Below are 26,553 nucleotides of genomic sequence, written 5' to 3' on the forward strand. Positions count from 1 at the left end.
GAAATCATCCCTCTCCAACATCCGCGCCACGGTGTGCTTAGACGCAAGCTGAATCATGTCGCTGGCCTGCATCGATCCAAACCATTCCGAATTGAAGCGAACTTCTGTACGCTCTGCATCCAGAATCTTGAAGACTTGCTCCTTATACGTCTGCGCGTTCTCCGCCACTTGCTCGGGGGTGAGCGCAGGGCGGGTCTCGCTCTTGCCGGTCGGATCGCCAATCATCCCGGTGAAGTCACCGATCAGAAAAACGACACGGTGGCCAAAGGACTGAAAGGCACGCATCTTGTTTAACAAGACGGTATGCCCTAGGTGCAGGTCTGGCGCGGTGGGATCGAACCCCGCCTTGATCGTCAACGGCCGCCCCTCACTGAGCCGCGCCGTCAGGTCCTCTTCGCGAATGACCTCCTCGGCACCACGAAGCAGTTCGGCGAGCTGATCGTCTGTATTGGGCATCAAAGATTCCAGATGTTGATGAAGCACTTTCTAGAAGTGCTTGCTAAGTGTTGGATTTTGTGATTATTTGCGAGGCTTAAGGAGTGGTTAAATCACAGCCCGAGCCCGCGGGAGGAGATGCAAGGCATGCCGATGTCCGGCCGAGATTATAGCTTACGACCCCGACGCACCCGGTCGAAGCTCGTGCCCGTCGTGCTTTCTGCCACGGCGATTTCTAGCGGCAGTCTGGCGGCGGTTCTCGCACTGCTGCCAGCCGAAGAAGCGACGACGCTGGAGGTCGCGCCACCGCGCGTGGGGGACCTTAGCCCCGTGCCCGTGGCGGGCGCACTAACGACACCGGCAACCCCTCGCGACAACTCGCCCATCGAAGCATTGGTCGAGGAGGCCCTGACGACCGAGGTCGCAGCGAACTGGCTGGAAATGACTGTTGCCAGCGGCGACACACTGTCCGGCCTGTTCGATCGTTACGGCTTGGCTGCGGCTGACTGGATGGCCTTGAGCAAAACAGCCGGTGCCGGCGAGGCGCTGACTCGCATCCGCCCCGGAGATCGCCTGCGGATTGATCGTGACGCGTCCGGCCGGGTGACTCGCCTCGAGTATCCACTAGACCAGCTGACCACGTTGACTGTGGAGCGCGGGGACGAAGGCCAGTTCGTGGCTGAGACCCTGACCGTCGACGTAGAGGAGCGGATTGCCTACGCCACCGGTGAGATTCATAGCAGCCTATTTGCAACCGCCAACGCGGCCGGCCTCAGCGACAAGCTGACGATGGAACTGGCGAACATCTTTGGCTGGGACATCGATTTTGCCTTGGACATCCGTCGTGGCGATCAATTTGCCGTGGTGTACCAACAACGATTCCTCGAAGGCGAGAAGATCGCCGACGGCGACATCCTCGCTGCCGAGTTCGTCAATCAGGGGCGGCTCATCCGCGCAGTCCGATTTGAAACACCAGAAGGCGACGCGGATTACTACACCCCGTCAGGCGATTCCATGCGCAAGGCCTTTATTCGCACGCCGGTCGACTTCGCAAGAATCAGCAGCGGCTTCAACCTGAACCGCAAGCACCCCATCCTGAACACAATTCGGGCCCACCGAGGCGTGGATTACGCAGCCCCGAGAGGTACGCCGATCAAGTCCACGGGAGATGGCAAAGTGATCTTTGCCGGAACCAAGGGCGGCTATGGACGCACGGTCATCGTTCAGCACGGGCGTCAGTACACAACGCTCTACGCTCACATGAACAGCTTCCGCAAGGGCATCCGGACCGGGGCACGCGTCCGTCAGGGCCAGACCATCGGTTATGTGGGCAGCAGCGGCCTGGCGACAGGGCCACACCTGCACTATGAGTTCCGCCTGGATGGCGTTCACCGCAACCCGGTCACCGTCCCCTTACCTCGCGCCCACCCCGTTCCGGCAGCTCTCAAGGCCGAGTTCACGCAGGCCACGGCACCCCTGGTTGCGCAGCTCAACGTGTTGTCTAAAACACAAGTCGCAGCTAACACGGCGGAGTGAACGAGCGCTTTGTCGGACTGATCTCAGGCACCAGCGCCGATGGAATCGATGCGGCGCTGGTGACGTTCGACCCAGACGGACGGTTGGCCGAGGCACCCCTCACGCTGACTTTGCCCTACCCAACAGCGCTCCGGCGTTCACTCATCCAATGCATGCGTCGCGACGCGGCGCTTCCACTGGATCGCCTGGGGCAGCTAGACCAACAAGTGGGCTTGGCGTTCTCTGCCGCGACACTGACTCTGCTTGAAGAGGCGAAACTGAGTCCATCGGCGATTCACGCCATCGGCTCACACGGACAGACGCTTTTTCACGCCCCGGATGCCGGGCTACCGCACACGCTACAAATCGGTGACCCCAACCAAATCGCAGCGGGTACGGGCATTCCCGTCGTCGCCGATTTCCGCAGAGCCGACATGGTCGCGGGCGGCCAAGGCGCGCCCTTGGCGCCTGGCCTGCACGCCGCGCTCTGGCGCTGTTCGGGCATCACGCGGGCCGTCATTAACCTCGGGGGCATTGCGAATGTCACGACGCTACCCGGTGACCCTGGCCAGGCCGTGACGGCCTATGACTCCGGCCCGGCGAATTGCCTGCTCGACCTGTGGCACAGCCGTCACCGGGGCGGCCCCGTCGACACCGATGGCGAATGGGCACGGACCGGCAAGCCCGTGGCCTCGCTGCTCAGTGCCATGCTCGCGGATTCCTACTTTTCCCGCCCCGCGCCCAAGAGTACCGGCCGGGAATACTTCGATGGGCAGTGGCTAGACAGTCACCTGGGCGCCCACCTGTCGCCGCTGCCGCCAGAGGATGTCCAGGCCACGCTGCTGGCATTGACGATCGAAACAGTGGCCCAAGCCATTGAGACCACGGCAGCTAAAGAAGCCTATGTCTGCGGCGGCGGCGCTCACAACTCGGCGTTACTGCAAGGCCTACGCATGCGCATGCCCGGTGTAAGCATCGCCGCCACGGACACGCTGGGACTCCCCGCGGACGATGTAGAGGCCGTTGCCTTTGCCTGGCTCGCCATGCGTCATACACGCCAACAAGCCGGCAATCTTCCCAGTGTGACGGGTGCTCGATACGCGGCGATCCTGGGTGGACGCTACCTGCCCCCCATCTCTGCTAGCGACCCAGGTTAGGTGGAGACGCTTGCGACTGCGATCGACTAAACGCCCGCCGCTACCGGCCGCGGCCTCCATACCCTCGTCCGCTAGCGCGGACACCCCCTAACTGAGGGGGAACGGCGCCTGCTAAACAGCAAACGAGTTGCCACAACCACAGGTGGTCGAGGCATTGGGGTTACGGATAACGAACTGGGCGGCCGCTGCGCGGCCGCGATTTGCTCACCGCAAATCGGTACCGGCCGGTCTCCACACCCCCGTCCGCTAGCGCGGACACCCCCTAACTAAGGGGGAACGGCGCCTGCTAAACAGCAAACGAGTTGCCACAACCGCAGGTGGTCGAGGCATTGGGGTTACGGATAACGAACTGGGCGCCGTTGACGTCTTCGCGGTAGTCGATTTCGGCGCCGCCCAGGTAGAGCACGCTCATCGGGTCGACGAGCAGGGTGACTCCGGCGTTCTCGATCTGGGTATCGCCCTCTTCAGGCGCCTTGTCGAATTTGAAGCCGTACTGAAATCCCGAGCAGCCGCCGCCCGTCACAAAAACACGCAGGCATTGCTCCGGATCCGATTCATCACGTAGCAACTCTCGAACCTTGTGCGCCGCGGCGTCAGTAAAAACCAACCCGGCATTCACGTCTGGCGTATGGAGTGATTCGCTCATAAGCATTGAGTGGGGACGGTGACCACCAGACTCAAGATGAAGCGGAAGTCGCCGGCTTACGCTCGGTGACCAGTTCCCGCTCGTCGGTTCCGGCAGGAACTGCCTTGGGCCGCTGATGCGTGATCGCCTCCACCTTGTCGGCGTCCTCGTGAACCATTTGTCCGTTCACTGTGGCGCCGCTGGCCATCTCGATCAGCTTGTAATAAACGTTTCCGTTCACCCGGGCCTTCGCTGACAATTGCAGCCGTTCGCCCGCATGCACATCCCCCTGGACCGTCCCATTCAAATTAACGTGCGGAACGCGCACATCCCCTTCAATAGAGCCGGTCTCGCTCACCGACAGCACGGCGGATTTGTCGGACGTCGCGACAATCTTCCCCTTGACCTTGCCATCGATATGCAAACCGCCAGCGAAGTGGATATCGCCCTGGATCTCGGTCTGCTTTCCGATCAGTGTATCGACGCGCGCACTGCTCACGGGTGCCTCCGGTTTCTCAGCCTTCTTGTTGAACATCTCACCCTCGTAAAATCTCGTCCCAGTCGAACTGGCGCTCGATCCGGTTGTTCGCGCCTTGAGGGTCCGCCGAAATCACCATGCGTGATGGAATAAACCCCTCGGGAAGCGCGAAATCGACGGCAATCTCCTGAAAAAACTTGAAGGAGAAATCGAAGCCGCCGGCATCACCTGACTTGAGTTCCCCCAAGTTTAACCGAAGCGGCTCGTCACCCTGCAGTCCATCGATCACGATGCTGGCTCGGCCGGAGACGCTACGATTGCCTCGCACAGACTGGACCAGGGTGACAACCGTCGTGAAGTGCCGTTCCTCGGACAATGCACGTAGGCTGACCGCATGTACACGCAGGCCTGCCCGCGTTTCATCCGGCTGGACGATGTCGCGGTAGAACACCACCTGCTCTCGCAGTTCCGCAAGCTCGGACTCCAACTCCTTGAGCGACGCCCGCACTGTGGCACAAGCCATTTGATCGATTTCGGCAGAGCGCTCGGTGAAGGTCAGCTGCTCTCGCAGCCGCTGATTCTCGCGCTCTAACTGGGCTGCCTGTTCCTGTAGGGCAGTGCGTTCACTGGCCAGGTCCTGGGCACGGGCACGCATCTTCGCCCAATCCCCACCGGCCACGCTCAAGGCCAGGCCGTACCCACCCCAGAGCAACAGGCCCACGACCACCGCCACGGCGCCCGCGATGGCCCAACGCAACCAGGGGCGCGGCTCGCGCTCATCGATGACAATGCGCGGGGCCATCAGGGCAAGGCCGCGGGCAAGGTGAGACCGGCCGCCTCATCCAGCCCGAACATCAGATTCATGGCCTGGATCGCCTGACCCGAGGCGCCCTTGACGAGATTGTCGATCACGCTGAGCACCGTGACACGACCCGGACGGGTCACATGCACCGCCAGGCGACAAACATTTGTGCCACGCACACTCCGTGTTTCGGGGTGGCTGCCGGCGGGCAGGACATCAACGAATGGCGTCTCCGTATACCGCTGCGCATACACCGCCTGGACATCAGCCACCGGCGCCTTGAGCGTGGCGTACACCGTGGCATGAATACCCCGCGCCATCGGCATGAGATGCGGGGTAAAGGTGATGTCCGCAGCCTGCCCGGCGTGCCGGGTCACCTCCTGCTCGATTTCGACGCTATGACGATGCCCGTCAACGCCGTAGGCTTTCACGTTCTCGCCCGCCTCGGCGAGCAGCATGGGAATCTTTCCACTGCGCCCCGCGCCGGACACGCCTGACTTGCAATCGGCAATGATGGGAGCCTGCGCCAGATACCCCGCCTCGGCCAACGGCAACAAGGCCAGTTGCACCGCAGTTGGATAGCACCCCGGACAGGCCACCAGCCGTGCCGTTGCCAAATCCGATGCCGCCACCTCTGGCAGCCCATAAACCGCCTCGGCCAGCAACTCAGGTGCCGCATGGGGTTGGCCGTACCACTGGGCGAAACACTGGGCGTCACGCAGTCGGAAATCAGCCGACAAATCGATTACTCGGACACCGCTGTCCAACAAGGCCCGCACCTGGTGCATGGCCGTGCCATGCGGTGTGGCGAAGAAGACCACGTCGAGCCCGCGGCCGCCATCGGGTAGCGACTCCACAAAATCCAGTGTGCTGTGGCCGCGTAAATGCGGAAACCAATCCGCAACAGCCGTCCCGGCAGCCTGCCGGGAGGTCACCGCCTCGATACTCAGCTGCGGGTGCCCAGCGGCCAGACGCAACAATTCGCCGCCCGTGTAGCCAGTCCCGCCGACGATTGCCGCTTTGATCATGCGTCTACTCGCTGTTCAGTTTCATACACTATGGCCATGGACCATCCGCCCATGCCCTCATCACCGCCGCCTCACGCCCTGCAGATCGGTCCGTGAGTCGCCAGATCCTGCATCGAGTGCGCGCGCCGCTGGATCGCATGCGCTATCGCCTGAGCGGCCTGGAAACGCCGCCCGGCCTGACGTTGCTATCCTTGCTGGGCACGCTGTGCGGGCTTGCCTGCGGCGGGGTGATTGTCCTCTTTCATGCGCTGATCGACCTGTTCCGCCATGGATCTGCCGGCCTGGATGACATCGCGCTGGGCGCTAGTGTAACGGTCCCACTCGCCGTCTGGCTGCCTATTCTCGGTGCGCTGATCGTCGGACTGGCCTACCAGTGCCTTGCCCGCGACAGCCGCGACGGCGGCATCGTGCATATCGTCGAACGATTGACCTACCACCAGGGAGAGTTCCCCTGGCGCAATGCGCTTGCACAGTTCATTGGGTCGGTGGCCGCCATCTGCACCGGACAAAGTGTCGGGCGTGAAGGTGTGGCAGCCCATATGGGCGCCACGACTTCCAGCTGGGTCGGCCAGTGGTTGCAGCTCCCGAACAACGGCATCCGCACCCTGGTTGGCTGCGGAACCGCGGCCGGCATTGCCGCCAGCTTCAATACACCGCTGGCCGGCGTGATCTTCGCCATGGAAGTGGTGATGATGGAATACACGCTGGCCGGGTTTGCGCCCATTATTCTTGCGGCCATCAGCGCCACAGCGGTCACGCATATCTGGGCCACCGATCATCCACAGCTGCTGGTGGATGCCGCTGAGCTGCAATCGATGATCGAGCTTCCGTACCTGGCACTTTGCGGCTGTGTGCTGGGCACCACCGCGGTGGCCTTTACACGGCTCACCCGGCTGCTAACGCGCTACCTGATGCCGCAGCCCATCTGGCTGCGCATGTTGCAGGCTGGCATTGTCGCAGCTCTCTGCGCCTGGGCGTTCCCGCAAACGTTTCAGTTCGGATTCGAATCCATCAATACCGCACTGGCGGCAGAATTCGCCCTGGGCGTGGCCCTGGGCGTGGCCGCCGCCAAGCTGGTGGCCACAGCGTTTGCCGTCTCCAGCCTGATGCCGGGCGGCATCATCATGCCCTGTCTGCTCATGGGCGCTGCAATCGGCCAGGCATTAGGCCTGATCGCAATGTGGCTGCTCGGCGACAGCGCCGCCGACCCCATGCTCTACGCCTTGCTCGGCATGGGCGCGATGATGGGCGCCGTGCTCCAGGCCCCCCTAACCGCCCTGATCGCCATTCTGGAACTGGCAGGCCGGACCGAGATGGTGTTTCCAGCCATGCTCGTCGTCATCACCGCCATACTCGTCGCCCGCGAGGGCTATCACAGCGAAAGCATCTTTCTGACCCTGCTCCGTGACCGGGGCCGCGACTACAAGAATGACCCGGTGTCGCAGTCGCTGCGACGCTCCAGCGTGGTCAGCTACATGGAACGCTCATTCCGCCTCACTCCGCTGAACATCACCCTGGCTGAGGCCCACGACATTGTCGGGCAGGACGCCCGGTGGATTCTCGCGCGTCGCGATGACGGCCGAAGCGGTTACTTGCTGCCGCTGGCAGATCTGCTGCGCTACATGCTCTCAGAGGCCGGCGAGTCACTGGCCGACGACGACACCATCGCCCTGCACAAGATCCCCGCCGTCAACCGTCTGCAGGCCGGCCCCATTCACCTGCGCGCCACCATGCAGGAAGCATTCGACACTTTGCGCCGAACCGAGGCCGAGGCGCTGTACGTGCAACGGCGGGTCCGTGGCGATGAGCGCACGATTTATGGTGTGCTGACCCGGGATGCCATCGAACGTGCATACCTGCGGTAAGTCGATATCGCCAACCCCGGCCAGCGCTTGCCGAGCGGCTGCCCAGCCCCGATCATCGCCGCCCCCATCCGATGCCCCTACCGATTACCGGAACCCGCCATGCTCTGGATTAAAGCTTTTCACGTCATTCTGATGGTCACGTGGTTTGCCGGCCTGTTCTACCTGCCACGACTATTCGTTTACCACGCGCAGGCGGCCGACCCGATCGGGCAGGATCGGTTCAAGACCATGGAGCGCAAACTGCTTGCCATCATGACCATTGGAGCCGTCGGAACCGTGCTGACAGGACTCTGGCTGCTGCTTGGTTGGTGGGCGGCTGCCTTGCCGCAGGCGGGCTGGCTACACGTGAAGCTCACCGCGGTCATCGCGCTGATCGCCTACCACCTATGGCTTTGGAAGGTGGTCCGTGTGTTTGCTGCGGATGCCAATCGCCGATCCGATCGCTTTTATCGGATCATGAATGAAGTGCCGGCAATTCTGTTGATCGCCATCGTGATCATGGCAATGGTCAAGCCGTTCTAGCAGCGGGGCGCCGCTGCGCACACCTCAAACGACGCGCGAGAGATTGGACTCGGCAGCCGGTACCGGCGCGGCCTCGCGCATCACGTCCAGGGCCGTGGGCAGGCACTTGGCACACTGCGTCCCCACACAAAGCTCACGCCGTAAATCGCGTAACGCACAGGGCGACGCCTGCACGCGCTCACGGATTTCGCGGTCGGAGACTCGATTGCAGACACAGACGATCATGAACCGTATGCAATCGCAAATAAGAGTGATTGTCAATTACATGCAGCAGCAAGGGCGACGAACGGCCGGCCTGTCGGCCTAGCCGGTCGGCGGCTGAATCAGCGGCCCCAATTCGTTCAATGCGCGGCGGTAGACATCCCGCTTGAAGAAAATCACCCGCTCGGCGGGCTCGTCCGGCCCAACCCACTGCCAGCGCTCGAACTCCGGCTCGTCATGGGCATCGAACCGAATGGCTGACTCGTCGCTGCGCAGCCGCAACAGATACCAGATCTGCTTCTGACCGATGCATAACGGCCGCTTGTTGCGGCGGACAAAGCGTTTGGGCAGGCGATACCGCAACCAGCGCTCGGTGCGTCCGAGACACTCGACATCATCGGGGTCCAGCCCCAGTTCTTCGTGCAATTCTCGGTACATCGCCTGCCGTGGCGACTCACCCCGGCTGATCCCGCCCTGCGGAAATTGCCAGGCATCCTGGCCAATTCGCTTGGCGATTAACAACTCACCCTTATCATTGGCGATGATGATTCCGACGTTGGCACGAAAGCCGTCTGCGTCGATCACGGTGGCTTGCCACTTCTGATTCTTGATTCCCCGCATTCTAGTACGAGATCGCATATGGCCCGCAACTTGGCACTTTTCGACCTGGACAACACCTTGCTGCTGGGGGACTCAGACTACAGCTGGGGCGAGTTTCTTGTTCGGGAAGGACTGGTCGATGCGCAGGACTATTTCGAAAAAAATCGAGCATTCCACGAGGACTACAAGGCCGGCCAACTCGACATGAATGCGTTCTTTGCCTTCAGCCTACAGCCCTTAATTGATCACGGGGTCACGACGCTGCAAGCACTGCGCCCCAAGTTCATGGAGACCGTGGTCAAACCGATGATCGCGCCCGGTGCAGCCGCGCTGCTGGACGCACACGCAGCGGACTTCCGCGTCATCATTACGGCCACCAGCAGCTTCATCACCCAACCGATTGCCGAGCATTTCGGCGTGGACCTGCTGATTGCCACGGATCCAGAGATCGTCGATGGCTGCGCCACCGGCCGCATCGCGGGTACGCCCTGCTACCAGGCGGGAAAGATCACCAAGCTACAAGACTGGCTGGCATCGAGCGCGCAGGCGTTTGAACAGAGCTGGTTCTATTCCGACTCCATTAACGACCTGCCGCTGCTGGAATGGTCAGATCATCCGCATGCCGTCCATCCGGATGATCGGCTGCGGGCCATTGCCGAGGCACGAAACTGGCCAATCCTAAGCCTGGAAACGGCCTAGGCAAGATCGATCCACTGAATTGATCGGCAAAGTTTAGCCGTCGCCAAGAACAGCCACTGCAGAGGCGCGCAGACGACCGTTTGTAGCCAATACGCTGGTGGTGTCCAGATCGATGGGGCCACCATCCAGGTCGGTGATGTCGCCACCGGCTTCGCGCAGAATCACGGTCAGAGCGGCGATATCCAGGATGTTCACATCCGATTCGATGACCACATCCAGCTTGCCCGAGGCGAGCAGGTGATAGTGGTAGAAATCGCCATAGCCACGAATGCGGTGGACCTGCTGGATCAGCTGCCCCAAAGACGCCCAGCGCGAACCGGCGGCCAGTGTTGGTACATTGCCGATCGACAGCGTGCTGCGCGCCAGGCTGTCCACATCGCTCACCTGGATCGGTGCACCGTTCAACCACGCACCCTGCCCCTGCTCGGCCCAGGCCACCTGCCCACCATCAAAGCACGGCGCTGACGACACACCCACCAGCAGATCGCCGTGATGCAGCAGCGCGATCTGTGTCGAAAAGAAGGGATACCCCCGGACAAAGCTCTTGGTCCCATCAATGGGGTCGATGAGCCAGACGTACTCTGCATCAATCGATTCGCGCCCCAGTTCTTCACCATAGAAACCATGGTCGGGGAACGCCCGGCCCAGGACAGCCTTGATCGCCTTTTCGCAGGCGATGTCGACCTCCGTCACCGGGCTGTCATCCGCCTTGATCTGCACATCGAACGCGCCTTGATAGCGTGATCGAATGATCTCGGCCGCAGCTTCTGCCGCCTCGAGGGCAGCCTGAACAAAGGGGGACGGGGTGGGTTGCGTCATGTTGGTTCCTGTCAGCTAGCGGGGCCAATGGCGCGGCATGGTCCGCGATTCGCCAGCATCTGCCAAGCCGCATCGTTGACCGCTCACTGAACAACACCGTAGGCTTCGCCGCGTTGTTGGATACGGGAAGTGGGTCATGCGCCAGTCGCGACCAAGCCCACGCTGCCCCCGCAACGGTAGGTGAGAACACCCGTCCGGCCCCTCACGCCACTGCGCCACGCGCGGGAAGGCTGCCGGATGGGCTCACGAGCCCGGAGACCGCCCAACTTCGAGACCCTTGTTCCTCACGGTGGGTGAGGCACTGGTTCCGCCCCGTCCGGCTACGACCGGTCGGCGGCTCGAGTCATGATCGGATGTCGCAGAATCTGTACAGCTTGACTGGCCCCATTACGCTGGCCCGGCACGGCCTGCGCGCAATGGCGTTGGCCGCCGGCGTGCTATGCGCCGCCGTGAGCGCGGCCCAATCCCCGGGCGACAGCCAAACGCTGCCCCCTGTGGAAGTCTCGGGACAGGCCAGCGAGATCGAAACCCTGGGCCATGTGGAGCGAATCAACACGGCTCGGGCGCGCGCCCGGGCCCTGGAACTCACCGACCTGCTCGACCAGCAGGCGGGGTTGCAGGTCCGGCGCAGCGGTGGCTTCGGCAGTTTCGCGACCGTCTCGGCGCGCGGTGCCTCGGCACAGCAGACCACGTTGACACTGAACGGGCTCCCGCTGGCGCCCACGATTTCGGGTGATTTCAATCTGGGGGCGCTCAGCCTCAAGCAAATCGATCACATTGATCTATATGCCGGCTACGCGCCCATCGAGTTCGCCGCTGCCGGCCCTGGCGGGGTCATTGACCTGCGCACGGACCCGGAGGGCTGGATGCCCAGCGGCTACGCCAGCACTGGCTCGGCCAGCACCTGGCAGGCCGGTGCCCGTACAAGCCTCGAGCATGGCCTCGCCCGCCATGGATTCAGCCTCGGCGTGGCGGCAAGCGACAACGACTATTCGATCCGTAACCCCAACCGGGCCTTCGACCCCTCCGACCCCGACCGGCGCCGCGAAGAACCCCGGCGCAATGCGGATGTGCGGCGCGTCCATGGACTGTATGTCGGCCGATGGGGCGCCGATGACGGACCGCGCATGGACAGCCTCATTCAGCTTCAGGATCAGGATCAGGGCATTCCGGACGCCCGCAACAGCACACTCGCCCGCACCCGCCTGGGTAGTCAGCAAGCCAATCTGCAAACCCGCATTCGCTGGAGCGAACCCGGCGTTTGGCCGCTTGGGCTCACAACACGCGGCTTCTGGCAGGCCAGCCGGCTCCGATACGACGATCGCCAGGATCAAGTCGGCATCTCCGCGCAGCTCACCGACACCCGGCAACACCACTACGGCGCGGACTTGCTGGCCAGGACAGAGCTGACACCGGCACTGCACTGGTCCGGTCTGGCCCGGCTGTCCCGCGAGACCTACCGCGCCACCGACCTGCTGCGGAATCGACAGGATAGCGGCGCGCGTCAGCATGCGCAGCTGGCCACCGAACTGCACTGGGAACGAGATTCGGCGCTAAGCAGCAGCGCCACGCTTCGGCACCAGATCGTGGAAGACCGCTTTGCGGCGCAGCGCCACCAGCGCGATACCGCCACGACCTGGCAGCTGGCGGCGCAGTGGTCGCCGACATCCCCCTGGCAACTGCACGTCAACGGTGGCCGGTCGATCCGACCACCCACCTTCTTTGAACGCTTTGGTGATCGCGGACTGTTTATTGGCAACAGCACGCTACGCCCCGAGTCCGGACGCAACCTCAACCTAGGCCTGGGCTGGGTCCATCTGCCCTGGCGCGCCAGCATCGAGGCCTACGCCAGCCTGCTGGACGATGCCATCGTCACCCAGTTCGACGTGCTATCAGGCATCGGACGCGCGGAGAACGCCGACAGCGCACGCGTCTGGGGCGCCGAAGCGCGATTAACCGGCACCTGGGGGCTGGGGCCAGCGGGTCGACTCAACCTGGTGCTACGCGCCGCGGCGCAGGACACCGAGAACACCAGCGCAGGCGTGCTCAACGGCAAGCAATTGCCCGGCCGCTTCCGCCAGAAAGGCTTCTCAAGCCTGACCTGGCTGCTGCCACGCGACTACGAGCTGTTCTACGAGGTGTTACTGGAACGCGGCCGCTTCTACGACAGCCTCAACAGCCGACCCGCCCCCGATGTTCAGGTCCACGACCTGGGCTTGCGCAAAGTGCTCCCACTGGGTCGATACCGCCTCGACCTGGGTGGCGAGATTCGCAATCTCACCGACCAACACACCCAAGATTTCAGCGCCCAGCCGCAACCGGGCCGCCAGTTCTTCGTCAGCCTCGAATGGGTGCTGGCGCCGACGCCCCACCATGGAATGGATTCATGACCCGACAAGCACCTCTCACAACACCCCGTCTGCTCCGCCTAAGCCTCCCCCTCGCAGCAGGCCTGCTCGCCGCCTGCGGCAGCTCTGACTCAGACATCGACCTCATTGTCGATGGGCCGCAACTGGCGGTGGTCACCACCACCGCATCCGATTTCACTAGCGGCGCACATGCTCTGGTCGAGATCGAGGCGCCCTACCAGACCACGGACGATCTGGATGCAGCGGAGTCTGACATCAGCGTGACCACCTACGGCGAACACATTTTCAAGCTCCGTCGCTTCAATCTCGACACGGTCACCAAGTACCGACTCGACGCACCGGCCACTCCGGTCTGGCAGTACTCCACGCTCGATGCCGATGACAGCAGCTCGGCCAATCCCTACGACCTGGTTTTCGCGGCCACCGACAAGGCGTTTCTGCTCCGCTACGGCAGCGACACCGCGTGGATTACCGACCCGAGCGTCGGCGCCAACCAAGAGGCTGACTTCAAGACCGGGGAGCTGGACCTGTCGGCCTACAACCCGCAGAACGAGGACGGCAGCACCGCGAGCAACCCGAACATGGCCGCCGGCCTGGTCGTCAATGGCCAGTTGTATGTCGCCATGCAGCGCTTCGATGACAACTTCAATCTGCATGACGCCTATGTCGCGGTCTTCGATCTCGGCACCGACACCGAAATCCAGACGGGCCAGGACCCGGTACTCCCTGGCATCCCGTTGCCCGTACGCAATCCCATGGCGCTGGACTATGACCCCACGCTAGATCGAATTTTCGTCGTCGGTGCCGGGTCGACCTTCCCGTCCAGCGACTACAGCGGCGGGATCGCCGTGATCGACCCCAGCAGCTTCGAAACCGAATTGCTGATCGATGACACGGCCAGCACCGGCAGTTTTGGCGCCATGGAAGTCGTCAGCCAGGACCGCGGCTACCTCATCACCTCGGCCGGCTTCGCCAACAACACGCTGGTTGCCTTCGACCCGCGCGACGGCAGCTTCTACAACAGCACGGCCGGTCAGCCGGGAGCGGTTGCCGGGTTGTCACAGACCAATCTGACGGCGCTGGCTGCCGATATCGGCGACAGACTCTGGGTCGGTCGTGGCTCGGACAGCAACCCCGGCCTCACCGTCATCGACACGCTGGATGACAGCGTCGTACAGTCGCTGATCCCGCTATCGCGCAACCCGGCGCGCGTGGTGTTCATCCGCGCCCGCTAGGCAGTAGCACGTCGACACCCGGCAGCGACGCTGCCGGGTGCTCACGCCCCACTCCAGAGGAGCCGCTTCCATGGGCCACCGACTCAGCAAGATCGTGACGCGCACCGGCGACGCCGGCACCAGTGGGCTGGCGGACGGCGAGCGTCTGCCCAAGACCCATCCAAGGTTCCAGGCCATGGGCGATGTGGACGAGTTGAACGCATTGCTGGGCGTGTTGTTGGCCCACCACATCGCGGAACGCTTCGCCGCGCCGCTCAGGCCGGTCCAGCATCAGCTCTTCAACCTCGGTGGCGAGCTCGCCATGCCCGGCCAGGCTCTGATCCGCGAGGACCATGTGGCGGCCCTGGAGCAGGCATTGGAACCACTGAATGCCGACCTGCCTCCGCTCAAGGAATTTGTGCTACCCACCGGCCCGCTGCCCGTGGTCACCACCCATCACGCCCGTGCTGTCTGCCGCCGGGCAGAGCGTGCGGTCTGGGCCGTCATGGAGGAGGACGACGACGCCTCACGACTGCCCGCGGTCTACCTGAACCGGCTCTCCGACCTGCTATTCGTCATTGCCCGGCAGCTTGCCCGGGCGGCGAATCCACAGGAACAGACCTGGCAGATCTAACAGCGCTCACGTGATCACATACCCGCTCGGTTCCTAGTAACAACCGAGGTCCTGGCCGGGTCAGCCAATCCGCCGGGATGTGATGCAGCTGTCGTTGGGCCACCGCCGGGATGGCCTCCAGTCGACGCCAGGGCCGCTCTCCGGTCGGGCTGCTGTACAGCAAGAGTTCGGGCCGGGCCGCCAGCACAGCCTCGCGGCTGACCTGCGGCGCAATCACCGGGGCATCGGCAAAGACATTGCGTCCGCCGCACCAGCGAATGACATCCGATGCCACATGCGCATCACTCAGCGTGTAGAGCGGCGACTCCGAGACCTGGTAGAACACGGCCACCGGCCGGCCCGTGCGCACGCGCAGCGCCTCCAGTCGCTGCTCGAATGCCTCGGCAGCCTCGCGACCGGCCTCAGCGCGGCCCAGCAACTGGCCGATGCGGCGCATCGCTGCGGCGACCTCGGGCAAACGTTGGACCTCGATGATCTCGACTGGCAGCTGCAACGCCCGCAATCGCTGGATCTCGGACAGCGGCGTTCCGCCGCCCCAGGCCAGCACAAGCGTCGGGCGTAGCGTGAGGATTTGTTCCTCGTTGAACTGGAATGCATCGCCAACCGAAGGCAAACCGCGAATCTCTGGCGGATGGTCCGAATAACGGCTGACGCCCACCAAATGATCGGCGCCCCCCACCGCCGCGACCAGCTCAGCCAGGTGCGGCGCCAGCGTGATCACGCGAGGGGCTGCGATACCCGTTAAGGGGCTGAGCAGCAGCATCAGCAGCACGGCCCGACAGCACCCGCGCGTCATCCCAGCCAGCCACCAATGGTGGGCAAAGCCAGCAATGCAAGCAGGACCAGCAACGCGCGGCCGCGCAAACCCAGCACGGCCTCCAGCGACGCTTCCAATGAGCGGCTGGGCGGCGACTGGCCACGGTCATCCTGAACGCTCAGCGCGCCGACACCGACAACCGCCAACTGGCGCCAGGTATCCGCCACCCAGTTCACGGCCGGGGTCTGCAGCACACGGTGCCGCTCGGCCAAGGCATCGTCCGTGCTGCCGGCCAGCGCGTAAAGCATCTGCGTGATCCGGGCGGGCACCCAGGCCATGATGCCGTGCAACCGCGTGGCGGGTTCGAGCGCGCGCGGACTGTCGCCCGCATCCTGCAGAACCCGCGGCAGTCCCGAGACGATCCGATACGCCACGGCCCCCACCGGCCCCAGCACGAAGAACCACATCAGTACGGCAAAACTGCGTTCGTGCGCCTGAATGCAAATCGCGGCGATCACGGAGCGGCGATCGTCGCCCTGACAGGCCTGCGTCAGCCGGCCCGGCGTACTCAACAAATCGGCGCGTAAACGATCAACAGCGGCCTGGTCACCATTTTCCTGGGCAGCGAGCAGCGCGTGAATCTCCTCACCCAGGTCCCTGGGCCCCAATGACAGCAGCAACACCAAGGTGGCGAACACGAACTCAAGCACGCCGTAGACCGCATCGGCCAACAGCCACTGCACGGCCAGCGTCACCAGCAGCGTGGGGCCCAGCAGCCACAGCAGCGCCCAGGGGGTATTCCACATGGCAGCCGGCGCGGATCGATGAAACCAGCGAACGTGACGCTCGAACAAGGCGTGCTCGCGCCAGCTCTCCAAATGACTGAGCGCACGCTCCAGCCCCAGCGCCAACACCATCGACAGCAGAATCATGCGGCCACCTCCTCCATCCGTGCCCGATACTGCGCCCAGTCGAACGCCGGGCCAGGGTCGGTTTTGCGACCAGGTGCGATATCGCTATGGCCGACGATACGGTCCGGGGTCACCCCGGGGTACGCATTTCGCAGTACGGCGGTCACCTCGGCAAGTCGCTCGTATTGCGCCGAGGCATACGGCGCGTCATCGACACCCTCCAACTCGATACCAATCGAGAAGTCATTGCAGCGTTCACGCCCGGCAAAACAGGATTGCCCGGCATGCCAGGCCCGCAACACGGTCGGCACGAACTGCAATAAGCCGCCATCTCGACGGATCAGCAGGTGGGCCGACACGCGCAATTGGTGAATCTCCGCAAAATACGGGTGCGCCGCAGGATCCAGTCGATTGGTGAACAAGGCCTCGATCCACGGCCCGCCAAACTGCCCTGGCGGCAGGCTGATGCCATGGATCACCAACAGGTCGATCTCGGCATCATCGGGCCGCTCGTCGCAATTGGGCGAGGGGCAGCGCCGCGCGCCCGACAGCCAGCCGGTTTGTGGATCAAGCGTCACCATGGACGCTAGCTTAACGGGACCGTGCACGGGACACACGCACGTAGCCGCGGCGGCGACCGACTGATGCGTTCGTGCGAAGCCTGCCGAGATTCCCTAGGCTTGCACCCTCTCTTCGTCGACCCGATTCGCATGCGCCCATTGTTGCTGCCACTGCTCGTTGCCGCCCTGTCCGGTTGCGCGGCGTTCACCGCTCAGACCACCGACTCGCCCCGCCCCTCGCCGGCGGTCGAGATTCCGTCGCTGGATATCCCGTACCAGGCCTTCACGCTGGACAATGGCCTGCGCGTGGTGATTCACGAGGATCACAAAGCCCCGATCGTCGCGGTCAATCTTTGGTATCACGTCGGCTCCAAGGACGAAACGCCGGGCAAGACGGGGTTCGCCCATCTGTTCGAACACCTGATGTTCAACGGCTCGGAGCATTACGATGACGAGTTCTTCCGGCCGCTGGAGAACGTCGGCGCCACGGGCCTGAACGGCACAACCAACGTGGATCGCACGAACTACTACGGGACCGTGCCTTCCGGTGCGCTGGACCTTGTCTTGTGGCTGGAGTCGGATCGCATGGGCCACCTGCTGGGTGCCATTACCCAGGACAAGCTCGACGAGCAGCGCGAGGTCGTGAAGAACGAGAAACGACAGCGAGCGAACCAACCTTACGGCCAGGTCTGGGAGCGAATTGCCGCCGCCACCTATCCGCAGGGCCACCCCTACAGCTGGTCGACCATCGGCTCGATGGCCGATCTGGAAGCCGCTTCGCTGGACGATGTGCACGCCTGGTTCCGTCGCTACTACGGGCCGAACAACGCGACGCTGGTCATTGCGGGAGATGTCGACACCGAGCAGGCCCTCGCTCGGGTGCGCCACTACTTCGGGGGCATCGAACCGGGGCCGGCCGTATCGCGCCGAACACAGTGGATTGCTCCCATGCAAGCACCCAAGCGTGAACGGATGGTCGATGACGTCCCCCAGCATCGGATCTACAAGGTCTGGAACATCCCCGGCCTGGACACCCGTGCTGCCAGCGAACTCAACCTGCTCAGCGACGTGCTGGGCAGCGGCAAGAACAGCCGGCTGTACCAGCGACTGGTTTATGAGGACCAGATCGCAACCGATGTCAGCGCCGGCATCTGGCCCAAGGAACTGGGCTCACAGTTCATCATGACGGCCACCGTACAGCCCGGCGGCGACCCGGCTGCGGTGGAAGCGGCCATGACAGAGGAACTGAGTCGCCTGCTCGCCGACGGCCCGCGCAGCGACGAGTTGTCCCGCGTACGAACCCGCGTAACCGCAGGCTTTATCCGGGGCGCCGAACGGGTGGGCGGCAGCTCCGGCAAGTCCGGCATTCTGGCCCGCTCTGCCGTCTTCGGCGGCAGCCCGGATGCCTACAAGCGGTATCTCGATGTACTGGAGAACGCCACGCCGCAGGATTTGCGGGAGGTCGGCCAGCAGTGGCTCGACGCGGGCGTGTACACGCTGGTTGTCGAACCCAAGGCATCGCTCGCCGCAACCACGGACGATCCGGTCGACCGCAGCCAGCTGCCGACGCCCGGCACGCCCCCGGATCTGAGACTTCCGACGGTGCAGACCACCACCCTGGCCAACGGCATCGAGGTCCTGCTCGCGCAGCGCTCGGCTGTTCCGTTGGTCGAGGTCCGCATGCTCTTCGATGCCGGCTATGCCGCCGACCAGTCGGCCCGGCCCGGCACGGCCTCGATGACCATGGCGATGCTCGATGAGGGCACGGCCACGCGCGATGCGCTGGGCCTGTCCGCCGAACTGGACCGTCTGGGCGCACGGCTGTCGGCCGGAGCCAATCTTGACCAGTGCCGTGTCAGCCTGTCAGCGCTGACCCCGCAGCTGCCGGCCGCCCTGGACATCATGAGCGATGTGCTGCGAAACCCGGCGTTTCCCCCCGATGAATTGGCGCGTATGAAACCCCGCTGGCTGGCCTCGATTGCACAAGAGAAGACGCGCCCGAACTCACTGGCGTTTCGCCTGCTGCCGCCACTGCTTTACGGACAAGACCATGCCTACGCGCAACCACTCACCGGGTCCGGCACCGAAGCCAGCATCGCCGCGCTGACCCGGGAGGAGCTCCAGCAGTTCCACCGCAGTTGGATTCGCCCCGAACGTGCAACGCTGGTCGTCGTTGGCGACATCGACATGGCCACGCTCAAGCCCATGCTCGAGCGGCGCTTTGGTGACTGGACCGTCGACGCCCCGGCTGCCCCACCCAAGACGCTCAATACCGTGGCCACACCCCAGCACCCGCGTGTCTTCCTGATCGACCGCCCCGGCGCTGAGCAGTCCGTGGTGCTGGGCGGCCAGCTGGTCCCGCGGCGTGGTGACATCGATGAGGCGGCGCTCCGCGCCATGAACGCGCTGTTCGGCGGCAATTTCACGGCGCGGCTCAACATGAACCTGCGCGAGGACAAGGGTTGGGCCTACGGCGCCAGCAGCTTTGTGCCGGATACAGCCGCACAGCGCCCATTCATTCTGTTCGCCCCAGTGCAAACCGACCGCACCGCTGATGCCATGTTGGAAATGCTGCGCGAGGCCCGGGCCTTCGGCGGGAGCGCGCCGGTGACCTCGGATGAATTGTCGGTAGCCAAGAACGGGCTCACGCTGGAACTGCCAGGCTCCAACGAAACCAGCCGTCAGGTGGCCGGCACGCTATCGGAATCGGTCCGCTTCGGCCTCGATCCGCGCTGGTACGAACAGTTTGTTTCCCGGGTCCAGGCACTGGACACCAGCACCATCGACCGGCTGGCACGCCGCCTGATCACCCCGGACCGGATGACCTGGGTCGTCATTGGCGACCTGGCCCGGATCGAACCGGAAGTGCGGGCACTGAATCTGGGACCGGTCCAGCGGCTGGATGCCGACGGCAAGGTCATCGCCTCGCCATGAGACCGCGCCCCGCCTCCGCGCCCACCGGCCGCTGTTCGAAGGTACAACGCCCGTGTTGATGCTGGCCGTGACCGGGATGCTGCTCGCAGCAGTGGCCGGCGTGATCCTGTTGGCCTGGACAGACGAATCACCGACGCGCAGCTGGCTGCGCGTCGGCCATGTGGTGTTGGGCGTCCTGACATTGACGCTGGTGCTCGTCGGCGCACACGACGCTGGTGTTAGCGCCCAGGGCGCCCTGATCGGCCTGGTGGGCTTCACCACAGCAACTGGCGGCACGCTGTTCCGCCAGCGGATGAAACAGGTCACACGACGCCGCAGAGCCCTGACAGCACATGTCGCGCTGGGCGCGCTGAGTCTGTTCGCGCTACTGGCTCTGGCCGGCGGTCTGGCTTAAGCCCGGAGGGCGGCTATTCGTCGACACCCAGTGGCCGGGTGAACGTGAACCGAGCCGGCTCAACCACCAAGGTGTCCGCGGCGTCCAACGGCGACTTGCCCTGGATGGCGGAAAACGGCACCGACAGCACGAACAGCCCGGCACCGGCCACCGTCGTCACCAACCCGATCGGGCGGACAATCAGCAGATCAAACGCCATGGCACCCGCCGTGGGTTCCTCGTAGGGTGAAGCCGAACTGGCGGCGGTAGCCACCGTCGCACTCAAGCCCAGGACCGTGGCAAACACAATTGCAGTTACTCGCCGCATGACGCACTCCCTAGCAGGTTCAAATCGACAGTAGGCCCGGCTGCAGCACGCTGTCAATCAGACGGGCTCGTCGCGGCGCGGCGGCTGATCCGGCGCGGCCCCGTGCGGTGCGGGCTCGGCAGCCACGGACTGATCCGACAGGGCGCGCCCCCGATCCAGCGGTGCTTCACTCACCCCAAAGCGTCGGGCGCCGGCGGCCAAGTGCGCGTACATGTCCTGGTAGTCGGCCGCCAATCGGTCCATCAACCCTGCGGTCTCGCGCAGATGGGTCTCCACATCGCGCTGGAGATCCGCCTGGGCCTTGGCATGCTCATCCACGGCCTGGCGTTGACGGCTCACACCGGCCCGCCCCACCAGGAAGCCGATCGCCCCGCCAATGACCAGGCCAATAAACAAGGCGACCAAACTGATCTCAGGTCCAAATTCCATGCGCACAACTCCTCGCAGCGATGTGTGAAGCAGCCGCCGCGGCTCGACGGCACGTGGCGGGCGTTTGACCATAGCGGATCAGACACGCTGGCTCCCACTCGGGTTCGTACAGGCCCGTTACAATCCCGCCCATGCAGACGGATGTCACCAACCGGGGCGCGCCGACCCCCATCCCCACATGACCGACGGAACGCCTCACCCATCGCCCCCGACACTGGCCGACTGGCTTGCATTGGAACCCTTTGGCCTGACGCTGTCCTCCGGCTTTTTCGGTTTTTTTGCCCATGCCGGCGTGGTGCAGGCACTGGCCGAGCGCAAGCTCCAGCCCGCCAGCCTTTCGGGGTCTAGCGCCGGCGCGCTGATTGGCGCCAGCTGGGCGGCCGGCCTGTCCCCCTCGGCCATTGCCGAGCGGCTGCTGGTGCTGGACAAGACCGATTTCTGGGACCCCTTCCCTGGGGCCGGCCTGATCCGTGGCAAGCGCTTCGAGCGCCTGCTGGAGAGCTGGTTGCCAGTGCAGCGACTGGAGGACTGCCGCGTTCCGCTGGCCCTGTCGGTGTATGACGTCTTCGCCCGCAAGACCCGCGTGCTCACGCAAGGCCCGCTGGCCCGTGCCGTACGCGCATCCTGCGCGGTACCCCTCATGTTTCACCCCGTGTGGATCCGAGGCCGCGCCTATCTGGATGGCGGCGTACAGGATCGACCCGGACTCGCGGGCATGACGCAATCCCGGGTGCTTTATCACCACCTCGCATCGCGCTCGCCCTGGCGCTCGGCCGACGGGGCGCACACGGTCATCCCCGAACGCCCCGGCCTGATTGCGCTGGTCCTCGACGACTTGCCCCGCGCCGGTCCGGACGCACTCGACCGTGGTGTCGAGGCTTACCACATGGCATTGGCGCTCACGCGTGCTGCATTGGACCAACCGGCGCCCGCCCACGTGCTGCACGTCGGGCCATGATCTGCGTCTACGAGGCCTCGGACCCGGTGAATGCAGAGATCGTCAAAGACTATCTCCTGTCCTGGGGGCTCGATGTCGTCATCCAGGGCCAGTTTGGCTGGGGCGGCCGCGGCGACCTGCCGGCCAACGCCTATCCACAGATCTGCGTCACCCGTGACAGCGACGCAACGCGCGCCCGTGAGTTGGTCAAGCAATGGGAGCGTGGCGAGGATCCGCGCCCGGCATGGACCTGCGGCGACTGCGGCGAGCGACTTGACGGTACGTTTTCGGATTGCTGGCGATGCGGGGCAGAGAAGCCATGAGTCCGCTTGCCATTGCCCTGTTCGAACCCGAAATCCCACCCAACACCGGCAACGTCATCCGGCTATGCGCCAACCTGGGTGCCGAGTTGCACCTGGTCGAACCCCTGGGTTTCGACATGGACGACAAGCGGCTGCGCCGCGCAGGACTGGATTACCACGAATTCGCCCACGTGCAACGCCATGCAAACCTCGAGGCGCTCGCGCAGGCACAGGGCCACCGCCGCTGGCTTTGCTGCTCGACACGGGGGGCCGAACGCTACGACCGGGTGCAATACCAGACCAACGACCTGCTGGTCTTCGGGCCCGAAACCCGAGGTCTGCCCCAGGCCGTGCTGGACGCTCAACCCGCCGGGCAGCGGGTGCGCATTCCAATGCGCCCAGACAATCGCAGCCTCAACCTGTCGAACGCGGTGGCGGTCATCGCCTACGAAGCCTGGCGGCAGCTGGGCTTTATCGGCGGCAGCTAAGCCCGGGCGAGGCTACTCCGTTTCGGCCCGCTGGGGCCGCGAAGACAGACTGAGCACCGCCGCAACAGGGGCAACGTCCTGGTAGAGCACCTGGTACACCTGCTCGGTGATCGGCATCTCGATACCCAGCTCATGCGCCAGCTCACGGACTTCGCGCGTCACCCGGTAGCCCTCGACGACCTGGCCGATGCCCTCAATGGCTTGGTCTACCGATTCCCCCCGGGCCAGTGCCAGGCCGAACCGCCGGTTACGCGATTGATCGTCGGTGCAGGTCAGCACGAGATCGCCCATGCCCGACAGGCCCATCAGGGTCTCGGAGCGCGCACCCAGCGCCTCGCCCAGCCGGCTCATCTCAACCAGCCCGCGGGTAATCAGTGCGGCGCGTGTATTGGCCCCGAGATTCAGCCCGTCAGCAATGCCGACGCCGATCGCCAAGACGTTCTTGACCGCGCCACCGATTTGCACCCCGACGATGTCGTCGGTGGTGTAGGCACGGAAACCAGCCCCGTGCAGGGCATCGGCGAACAGCTCGCCCGTCGCCAGATCGCGCGCACCGATGCTGACCGCGCTGGGCATGCCCTGGCCGATTTCCCGTGCAAACGTGGGTCCAGAAATAACGGCCAGTGGCCAGTCCTCGCCCAGCACCTCCGCAATCACGTCCAACGGCAGCTTGCGGCTATCGGGTTCCAGCCCCTTAGCGGCGCAGGCCACCGGAACACGGTTGTCCAGATGCTTGGCGACTTCGGCACAGGTTTCGCGCAGGGCGTGGCTGGGCACGGCGACAATCACCGCTTCCACACCATCCAGCGCTGCCTGCATCGCGGCCACGGGCTCCAGTGAATCGGGCAGCGGACAGCCGGGCATGTAGCGGGCATTCTCCCGGGCTTCGGCCATTTGCGTCATGGCCTCGGCATTACGCCCCCAGAGACGAACCCCGCGTCCCTGACGCGCCACCTGAATGGCTAGCGCGGTGCCGTAGCTTCCGGCCCCGATGACGGCGATGACGGATGGCGCGCTCAATGTCGGATCCCGTCTCCGTCACCATCGGCCTGCTGGGCCAGGTGCTGCTGGTAAACAGCATCGAAGTTCACCGGCTGCAGCAGCATCTGCGGGAATCCCCCGCGCTGCACGAAATCGTTCACCGCCTCGCGGGTGAAGGGAAAGAGCACGTTCGGGCAGTACGCGCCTAGCACGGCACGGCGCTCGGCATCGTCGGTAATGCCCTGCAGCACAAAAATGCCCGCCTGCTGAATCTCGCAGATGTAGGCGACCTCGGCCTCCTCACCCACCGTGGTGGTCACGGTCACGGTGAGGGTGACCTGGTAGGTCTCGCCCTCGACACGCTGGACGGCCGTATTAATGGACAAGTCCACCTTGGGCTCCCACTTGCGCGTAAAAATCTGCGGGGCCTTCGGGACCTCCAGCGACGCGTCGTGAATGAACACCTTCTGCATGACGACCTGCTTGGCGCCTGCTTGCTCTTCAGCCACTGCTTACTCCGTATCTTGTGAAAGGCCGGCGCGACAAGCACCTGGCCGTAGGTCTAGTTCGCCTGCACCAGTCGCGACAATTCGCCGCTGGCGTCCAGGGCATGCAAATCATCACAACCGCCGATATGCGTTTCGCCGATGAAGATTTGCGGCACGGTCCGTCGCCCGGCCCGCTGGGTCATGGCCTGGCGTGTCGCCGGATCGTCGTCGACCGCGATTTCGTCGTATGCCAGCCCGCGCGCCTGCAGCAGGCGCTTGGCCATGATGCAGTACGGACAGTATCGCGTGGTGTAAATCTGGATGGGAGGATGCATTTAACGCCCCTTGGTAACGGGCAAGCCGGCTCCCTGCCAGGCGTTGAGGCCACCGCGTAGTGGGAACACCTCGTCCCAGCCCTGCTTGAGCAGTTTCTCGCGCGCAGCCCCGGCGGCGGTGCCGATGGCGCAGTACAACAGCACCGGCTTGCTCTTATGCTTGGCGAGTTCCTTGTCGGCATCACCGATTCGCGCAAGCGGCAGGTTGAGAGCACCAATGATGTGGCCCTTGCGGTAGTCGGCTTGGGAGCGCACATCCACAATGACCGGCTCGCGGTCATTGATCAGGCGCACCGCATCAGCCGGTGACAGCTTGTGCCCCGAGCGCAACGCGATGGCGATCTCGTTGCCGATCACCGCAACGAGCACGACAATGAAGGCCGTGGTCAGGACCGGGTGCCGGGCCAGGAAGTCGAGTATCAAGTCCATACGATCGTTTTCGGAAACCGCTTGCGTGCAAAGCACAGGATTATCGCACTCGCCTGCATCGGGTAGAAGGCCGGCCCTCGGTTGCCGCCGCCTGCTCGTCGTGTTGCTGGGCGCCTGCCTGCTGCTGTCGATGCCCGCCAGCCGGGCCCAGGACGACGACCGTATGGCAGAGAATGCGGCCGAGCTCGAGCGCGTCCGGGCCCGCCTACAGGCCCTGAAGAAAGAGGTGGATCGCGACCGATCGCGCAGAGGGCAGCTCTTTGCGGAGCTCGAGGCCACCGAGACTCGGATTGGTGAACTGGCATCGACCATGCGCGCCCTGCAGTCCGACATCGACAGCGAGCAGACCCGCATGCAGGCCACCCGCCGGGATCGCGATGCGGCGCTGGGTGACATGGAGCGCGAGCGCGAGGCGCTGAAACACCAGATTCGCGCGGCCTATCAAATCGGCCGCCAGGGCCGCACCAAACTGCTGCTGAATCAGGAGGACCCGGCTGCCATCGGGCGCGTGCTGACCTATTACGACTATCTGGCCAAAGCCCGCAGCCAGCGCATCCAAGCCTTTGCGGAAGCGGCCCGCACCCTACGCGGGTTGGAGTCCCGGCTGGCACAGGAAATCAAATCGCTCGAAGCCTTGTATGCCAAACGCAAACGATCACTGGAGGCGCTGGAGTCGACAAGGACGCAACGCGAGACCGCGGTGGCCAACCTGGAGGCGAAGATTCGCGACTCCGTGCTGCAGGTGCGCCAGCTGGAGGCCGATGAGGCCCAGCTCACCGACCTGCTGGCCAGCCTCAAGGATGTGCTGGCCGACATCCCGCTGAATCTCGACGACGATCAACCCATCACCCAGCGCCGCGGCGCGGTGGACTGGCCGGTACGCGGCCGCCTGCTGGCCGGATTCGGTCAGCCCAAGGCGGGCAATATCCGTTGGAAGGGCCTCTGGATTGCCGCCGAAGAGGGCACCCCGGTCCAAGCCGTGGCCAGCGGCCGGGTCGCCTATGTCGGGTGGATGCACCGCTATGGCGTCCTCGTCATTCTTGAACATGACGACGACTGGTATTCCTTGTACGGTCACAATCAGACCGCTTTTGTGCAGGTGGGCGAGTGGGTGCGCCAAGGCGAATCGGTCGGCGCGGCCGGCAACAGCGGCGGACACCGCAACAGCGGGCTGTACTTCGAACTACGCAAGGGCCAAAGACCGGTGGACCCGATCCGCTGGCTGGCCGCGCGTTGAACAAGACCGCGCCCGGCGTGGTCACACTGTCGAACTACAGGGTCATCGGCCCGCGCGTACGGGGTTCGATGGGCATGCACCTTGCCTGACCACCCCCATGG

General features: G+C 64.3%; 31 protein-coding genes and 1 riboswitch (1 of these 32 only partly in view). Of the genes, 14 read left to right on the forward strand and 17 right to left on the reverse strand.

Annotated features, from left to right (window positions below; genetic code table 11):
• Positions 1–456 carry the 5' portion of a tyrosine--tRNA ligase gene (gene tyrS / locus DEH80_RS09100; protein ID WP_109720184.1) on the reverse strand. It extends 753 nt beyond the left edge of the window, so only the first 456 of its 1,209 coding nucleotides appear in the window; the start codon lies at positions 454–456; its stop codon lies off the left edge, out of view.
• Between the two features lie 192 nt (positions 457–648).
• On the opposite strand from tyrS, the gene DEH80_RS09105 reads away from it, so the two are divergent.
• Entirely contained in the window at positions 649–1,971 is a 1,323-nt protein-coding gene (locus DEH80_RS09105) for an OapA family protein (protein ID WP_207774545.1), read from the forward strand.
• Entirely contained in the window at positions 1,968–3,107 is a 1,140-nt protein-coding gene (locus tag DEH80_RS09110) for an anhydro-N-acetylmuramic acid kinase (protein WP_109720186.1), read from the forward strand. Before DEH80_RS09105 ends, DEH80_RS09110 begins: the two co-directional genes overlap by 4 nt.
• A gap of 286 nt (positions 3,108–3,393) precedes the next feature.
• Here the strand turns inward: DEH80_RS09110 and erpA are convergent, their stop codons facing one another.
• Genes erpA through argC form a run of 4 tightly spaced genes read right to left on the reverse strand, consistent with a single transcriptional unit; the run spans position 3,394 to position 6,040 of the window.
• Positions 3,394–3,753, reverse strand: a complete 360-nt coding sequence (gene erpA, locus DEH80_RS09120; protein ID WP_109720187.1) for an iron-sulfur cluster insertion protein ErpA — start codon at positions 3,751–3,753, stop codon at positions 3,394–3,396.
• 31 nt (positions 3,754–3,784) lie between these two features.
• A complete protein-coding gene (locus DEH80_RS09125) occupies positions 3,785–4,267 on the reverse strand; it encodes a bactofilin family protein (RefSeq protein ID WP_109720188.1) in 483 nt (160 codons plus the stop codon).
• A gap of 1 nt (position 4,268) precedes the next feature.
• A complete protein-coding gene (locus DEH80_RS09130) occupies positions 4,269–5,012 on the reverse strand; it encodes a DUF6776 family protein (protein WP_109720189.1) in 744 nt (247 codons plus the stop codon).
• Positions 5,012–6,040, reverse strand: a complete 1,029-nt coding sequence (gene argC / locus DEH80_RS09135; protein ID WP_109720190.1) for an N-acetyl-gamma-glutamyl-phosphate reductase — start codon at positions 6,038–6,040, stop codon at positions 5,012–5,014. The genes DEH80_RS09130 and argC overlap by 1 nt, the downstream gene beginning before the upstream one ends.
• Before the next feature lie 92 nt (positions 6,041–6,132).
• On the opposite strand from argC, the gene DEH80_RS09140 reads away from it, so the two are divergent.
• Both DEH80_RS09140 and hemJ read left to right on the forward strand, forming a co-directional pair.
• Positions 6,133–7,905: a chloride channel protein gene (locus DEH80_RS09140; RefSeq protein WP_109720191.1), complete on the forward strand. Its 1,773-nt coding sequence runs from the start codon at positions 6,133–6,135 to the stop codon at positions 7,903–7,905.
• Between the two features lie 99 nt (positions 7,906–8,004).
• Positions 8,005–8,427 (forward strand): protoporphyrinogen oxidase HemJ, encoded by a 423-nt coding sequence (gene hemJ, locus DEH80_RS09145; protein WP_109720192.1) that lies wholly within the window; start codon positions 8,005–8,007, stop codon positions 8,425–8,427.
• Between the two features lie 24 nt (positions 8,428–8,451).
• On the opposite strand, the gene DEH80_RS09150 is transcribed toward hemJ, so the two are convergent.
• Together DEH80_RS09150 and DEH80_RS09155 are read right to left on the reverse strand one after the other, a co-directional pair.
• Positions 8,452–8,652: a (2Fe-2S)-binding protein gene (locus tag DEH80_RS09150; protein WP_109720193.1), complete on the reverse strand. Its 201-nt coding sequence runs from the start codon at positions 8,650–8,652 to the stop codon at positions 8,452–8,454.
• Positions 8,653–8,730: 78 nt separating this feature from the next.
• Positions 8,731–9,213 carry an RNA pyrophosphohydrolase gene (locus tag DEH80_RS09155; protein ID WP_109720342.1) on the reverse strand — a complete coding sequence of 161 codons (483 nt, stop codon included), beginning with the start codon at positions 9,211–9,213 and terminating at the stop codon, positions 8,731–8,733.
• Positions 9,214–9,267: 54 nt separating this feature from the next.
• On the opposite strand from DEH80_RS09155, the gene DEH80_RS09160 reads away from it, so the two are divergent.
• The gene (locus DEH80_RS09160; protein WP_109720194.1) at positions 9,268–9,927 is read left to right on the forward strand and encodes a histidinol-phosphatase; all 660 of its coding nucleotides are present in this window, start codon (positions 9,268–9,270) and stop codon (positions 9,925–9,927) included.
• A gap of 33 nt (positions 9,928–9,960) precedes the next feature.
• Here DEH80_RS09160 and DEH80_RS09165 read toward each other — a convergent pair whose 3' ends face one another.
• Positions 9,961–10,746 carry an inositol monophosphatase family protein gene (locus DEH80_RS09165; protein WP_109720195.1) on the reverse strand — a complete coding sequence of 262 codons (786 nt, stop codon included), beginning with the start codon at positions 10,744–10,746 and terminating at the stop codon, positions 9,961–9,963.
• Positions 10,747–10,846: 100 nt separating this feature from the next.
• A riboswitch (cobalamin riboswitch) is annotated at positions 10,847–11,027 on the forward strand.
• Between the two features lie 72 nt (positions 11,028–11,099).
• On the opposite strand from DEH80_RS09165, the gene DEH80_RS09170 reads away from it, so the two are divergent.
• The 3 genes from DEH80_RS09170 (at position 11,100) to DEH80_RS09180 (ending at position 14,963) form a co-directional block, all read left to right on the forward strand.
• The gene (locus DEH80_RS09170) at positions 11,100–13,136 is read left to right on the forward strand and encodes a TonB-dependent receptor plug domain-containing protein (RefSeq protein WP_109720196.1); all 2,037 of its coding nucleotides are present in this window, start codon (positions 11,100–11,102) and stop codon (positions 13,134–13,136) included.
• Complete coding sequence (locus DEH80_RS09175; protein WP_109720197.1) at positions 13,133–14,350, forward strand: Kelch repeat-containing protein; 1,218 nt, start codon at positions 13,133–13,135, stop codon at positions 14,348–14,350. Before DEH80_RS09170 ends, DEH80_RS09175 begins: the two co-directional genes overlap by 4 nt.
• A 70-nt stretch (positions 14,351–14,420) precedes the next feature.
• Positions 14,421–14,963, forward strand: coding sequence for a cob(I)yrinic acid a,c-diamide adenosyltransferase (locus tag DEH80_RS09180; protein ID WP_109720198.1), 543 nt, complete (start codon positions 14,421–14,423; stop codon positions 14,961–14,963).
• Here DEH80_RS09180 and DEH80_RS09185 read toward each other — a convergent pair.
• From DEH80_RS09185 to ampD, 3 genes are read right to left on the reverse strand one after another with little or no spacing between them, the layout of a single operon-like run.
• Positions 14,905–15,759, reverse strand: coding sequence for a helical backbone metal receptor (locus tag DEH80_RS09185; protein ID WP_109720199.1), 855 nt, complete (start codon positions 15,757–15,759; stop codon positions 14,905–14,907). The two genes, DEH80_RS09180 and DEH80_RS09185, sit on opposite strands and share 59 nt — an antisense overlap.
• On the reverse strand, positions 15,756–16,652 hold the full coding sequence (gene ampE / locus DEH80_RS09190) for a regulatory signaling modulator protein AmpE (protein WP_109720200.1): 897 nt from the start codon (positions 16,650–16,652) through the stop codon (positions 15,756–15,758). The genes DEH80_RS09185 and ampE overlap by 4 nt, the downstream gene beginning before the upstream one ends.
• Complete coding sequence (ampD, locus tag DEH80_RS09195; RefSeq protein WP_109720201.1) at positions 16,649–17,212, reverse strand: 1,6-anhydro-N-acetylmuramyl-L-alanine amidase AmpD; 564 nt, start codon at positions 17,210–17,212, stop codon at positions 16,649–16,651. Before ampD ends, ampE begins: the two co-directional genes overlap by 4 nt.
• Positions 17,213–17,341: 129 nt before the next feature.
• On the opposite strand from ampD, the gene DEH80_RS09200 reads away from it, so the two are divergent.
• A complete protein-coding gene (locus DEH80_RS09200) occupies positions 17,342–20,125 on the forward strand; it encodes a M16 family metallopeptidase (RefSeq protein WP_109720202.1) in 2,784 nt (927 codons plus the stop codon).
• Positions 20,126–20,177: 52 nt separating this feature from the next.
• Complete coding sequence (locus tag DEH80_RS09205) at positions 20,178–20,519, forward strand: hypothetical protein (protein ID WP_133249189.1); 342 nt, start codon at positions 20,178–20,180, stop codon at positions 20,517–20,519.
• Positions 20,520–20,532: 13 nt separating this feature from the next.
• On the opposite strand, the gene DEH80_RS09210 is transcribed toward DEH80_RS09205, so the two are convergent.
• Positions 20,533–20,826 (reverse strand): hypothetical protein, encoded by a 294-nt coding sequence (locus DEH80_RS09210; RefSeq protein WP_109720204.1) that lies wholly within the window; start codon positions 20,824–20,826, stop codon positions 20,533–20,535.
• A 57-nt stretch (positions 20,827–20,883) separates the two neighbouring features.
• Positions 20,884–21,255 carry a Z-ring associated ZapG family protein gene (locus DEH80_RS09215; protein ID WP_165831389.1) on the reverse strand — a complete coding sequence of 124 codons (372 nt, stop codon included), beginning with the start codon at positions 21,253–21,255 and terminating at the stop codon, positions 20,884–20,886.
• A gap of 178 nt (positions 21,256–21,433) precedes the next feature.
• Between DEH80_RS09215 and DEH80_RS09220 the strand changes: the two genes are divergently transcribed.
• From DEH80_RS09220 to trmL, 3 genes are read left to right on the forward strand one after another with little or no spacing between them, the layout of a single operon-like run.
• Positions 21,434–22,213 carry a patatin-like phospholipase family protein gene (locus DEH80_RS09220; protein ID WP_109720206.1) on the forward strand — a complete coding sequence of 260 codons (780 nt, stop codon included), beginning with the start codon at positions 21,434–21,436 and terminating at the stop codon, positions 22,211–22,213.
• On the forward strand, positions 22,210–22,515 hold the full coding sequence (locus DEH80_RS09225; protein ID WP_109720207.1) for a putative signal transducing protein: 306 nt from the start codon (positions 22,210–22,212) through the stop codon (positions 22,513–22,515). The genes DEH80_RS09220 and DEH80_RS09225 overlap by 4 nt, the downstream gene beginning before the upstream one ends.
• Positions 22,512–22,982 carry a tRNA (uridine(34)/cytosine(34)/5-carboxymethylaminomethyluridine(34)-2'-O)-methyltransferase TrmL gene (gene trmL, locus DEH80_RS09230; RefSeq protein WP_109720208.1) on the forward strand — a complete coding sequence of 157 codons (471 nt, stop codon included), beginning with the start codon at positions 22,512–22,514 and terminating at the stop codon, positions 22,980–22,982. Before DEH80_RS09225 ends, trmL begins: the two co-directional genes overlap by 4 nt.
• 12 nt (positions 22,983–22,994) lie before the next feature.
• On the opposite strand, the gene DEH80_RS09235 is transcribed toward trmL, so the two are convergent.
• The 4 genes from DEH80_RS09235 to DEH80_RS09250 are packed head-to-tail and all read right to left on the reverse strand — an operon-like array spanning position 22,995 to position 25,215.
• Positions 22,995–24,002: an NAD(P)H-dependent glycerol-3-phosphate dehydrogenase gene (locus tag DEH80_RS09235; protein WP_109720209.1), complete on the reverse strand. Its 1,008-nt coding sequence runs from the start codon at positions 24,000–24,002 to the stop codon at positions 22,995–22,997.
• On the reverse strand, positions 23,999–24,472 hold the full coding sequence (secB, locus tag DEH80_RS09240; protein ID WP_109720210.1) for a protein-export chaperone SecB: 474 nt from the start codon (positions 24,470–24,472) through the stop codon (positions 23,999–24,001). The genes DEH80_RS09235 and secB overlap by 4 nt, the downstream gene beginning before the upstream one ends.
• A 53-nt stretch (positions 24,473–24,525) precedes the next feature.
• A complete protein-coding gene (gene grxC, locus DEH80_RS09245; protein ID WP_109720211.1) occupies positions 24,526–24,786 on the reverse strand; it encodes a glutaredoxin 3 in 261 nt (86 codons plus the stop codon).
• Positions 24,787–25,215 carry a rhodanese-like domain-containing protein gene (locus DEH80_RS09250; protein WP_109720343.1) on the reverse strand — a complete coding sequence of 143 codons (429 nt, stop codon included), beginning with the start codon at positions 25,213–25,215 and terminating at the stop codon, positions 24,787–24,789. It abuts the gene before it with no gap.
• A 25-nt stretch (positions 25,216–25,240) separates the two neighbouring features.
• Between DEH80_RS09250 and DEH80_RS09255 the strand changes: the two genes are divergently transcribed.
• The gene (locus DEH80_RS09255) at positions 25,241–26,452 is read left to right on the forward strand and encodes a murein hydrolase activator EnvC family protein (RefSeq protein ID WP_165831390.1); all 1,212 of its coding nucleotides are present in this window, start codon (positions 25,241–25,243) and stop codon (positions 26,450–26,452) included.
• Positions 26,453–26,553: the final 101 nt, after the last annotated feature.

The sequence above is a fragment of the Abyssibacter profundi genome, assembly GCF_003151135.1.
Lineage (GTDB): Bacteria > Pseudomonadota > Gammaproteobacteria > Nevskiales > OUC007 > Abyssibacter > Abyssibacter profundi.

Coding starts and splice junctions, on each gene's coding strand:
- erpA (WP_109720187.1), bottom strand. CDS start 3,753: ATGAGCGAATCACTCCATACGCCAGACGTGAATGCCGGGTTGGTTTTT.
- DEH80_RS09125 (WP_109720188.1), bottom strand. CDS start 4,267: ATGTTCAACAAGAAGGCTGAGAAACCGGAGGCACCCGTGAGCAGTGCG.
- DEH80_RS09130 (WP_109720189.1), bottom strand. CDS start 5,012: ATGGCCCCGCGCATTGTCATCGATGAGCGCGAGCCGCGCCCCTGGTTG.
- argC (WP_109720190.1), bottom strand. CDS start 6,040: ATGATCAAAGCGGCAATCGTCGGCGGGACTGGCTACACGGGCGGCGAA.
- hemJ (WP_109720192.1), top strand. CDS start 8,005: ATGCTCTGGATTAAAGCTTTTCACGTCATTCTGATGGTCACGTGGTTT.
- DEH80_RS09150 (WP_109720193.1), bottom strand. CDS start 8,652: ATGATCGTCTGTGTCTGCAATCGAGTCTCCGACCGCGAAATCCGTGAG.
- DEH80_RS09160 (WP_109720194.1), top strand. CDS start 9,268: ATGGCCCGCAACTTGGCACTTTTCGACCTGGACAACACCTTGCTGCTG.
- DEH80_RS09165 (WP_109720195.1), bottom strand. CDS start 10,746: ATGACGCAACCCACCCCGTCCCCCTTTGTTCAGGCTGCCCTCGAGGCG.
- DEH80_RS09170 (WP_109720196.1), top strand. CDS start 11,100: ATGTCGCAGAATCTGTACAGCTTGACTGGCCCCATTACGCTGGCCCGG.
- DEH80_RS09175 (WP_109720197.1), top strand. CDS start 13,133: ATGACCCGACAAGCACCTCTCACAACACCCCGTCTGCTCCGCCTAAGC.
- DEH80_RS09180 (WP_109720198.1), top strand. CDS start 14,421: ATGGGCCACCGACTCAGCAAGATCGTGACGCGCACCGGCGACGCCGGC.
- DEH80_RS09185 (WP_109720199.1), bottom strand. CDS start 15,759: ATGACGCGCGGGTGCTGTCGGGCCGTGCTGCTGATGCTGCTGCTCAGC.
- ampE (WP_109720200.1), bottom strand. CDS start 16,652: ATGATTCTGCTGTCGATGGTGTTGGCGCTGGGGCTGGAGCGTGCGCTC.
- ampD (WP_109720201.1), bottom strand. CDS start 17,212: ATGGTGACGCTTGATCCACAAACCGGCTGGCTGTCGGGCGCGCGGCGC.
- DEH80_RS09200 (WP_109720202.1), top strand. CDS start 17,342: ATGCGCCCATTGTTGCTGCCACTGCTCGTTGCCGCCCTGTCCGGTTGC.
- DEH80_RS09210 (WP_109720204.1), bottom strand. CDS start 20,826: ATGCGGCGAGTAACTGCAATTGTGTTTGCCACGGTCCTGGGCTTGAGT.
- DEH80_RS09215 (WP_165831389.1), bottom strand. CDS start 21,255: ATGGAATTTGGACCTGAGATCAGTTTGGTCGCCTTGTTTATTGGCCTG.
- DEH80_RS09220 (WP_109720206.1), top strand. CDS start 21,434: ATGACCGACGGAACGCCTCACCCATCGCCCCCGACACTGGCCGACTGG.
- DEH80_RS09225 (WP_109720207.1), top strand. CDS start 22,210: ATGATCTGCGTCTACGAGGCCTCGGACCCGGTGAATGCAGAGATCGTC.
- trmL (WP_109720208.1), top strand. CDS start 22,512: ATGAGTCCGCTTGCCATTGCCCTGTTCGAACCCGAAATCCCACCCAAC.
- grxC (WP_109720211.1), bottom strand. CDS start 24,786: ATGCATCCTCCCATCCAGATTTACACCACGCGATACTGTCCGTACTGC.
- DEH80_RS09250 (WP_109720343.1), bottom strand. CDS start 25,215: ATGGACTTGATACTCGACTTCCTGGCCCGGCACCCGGTCCTGACCACG.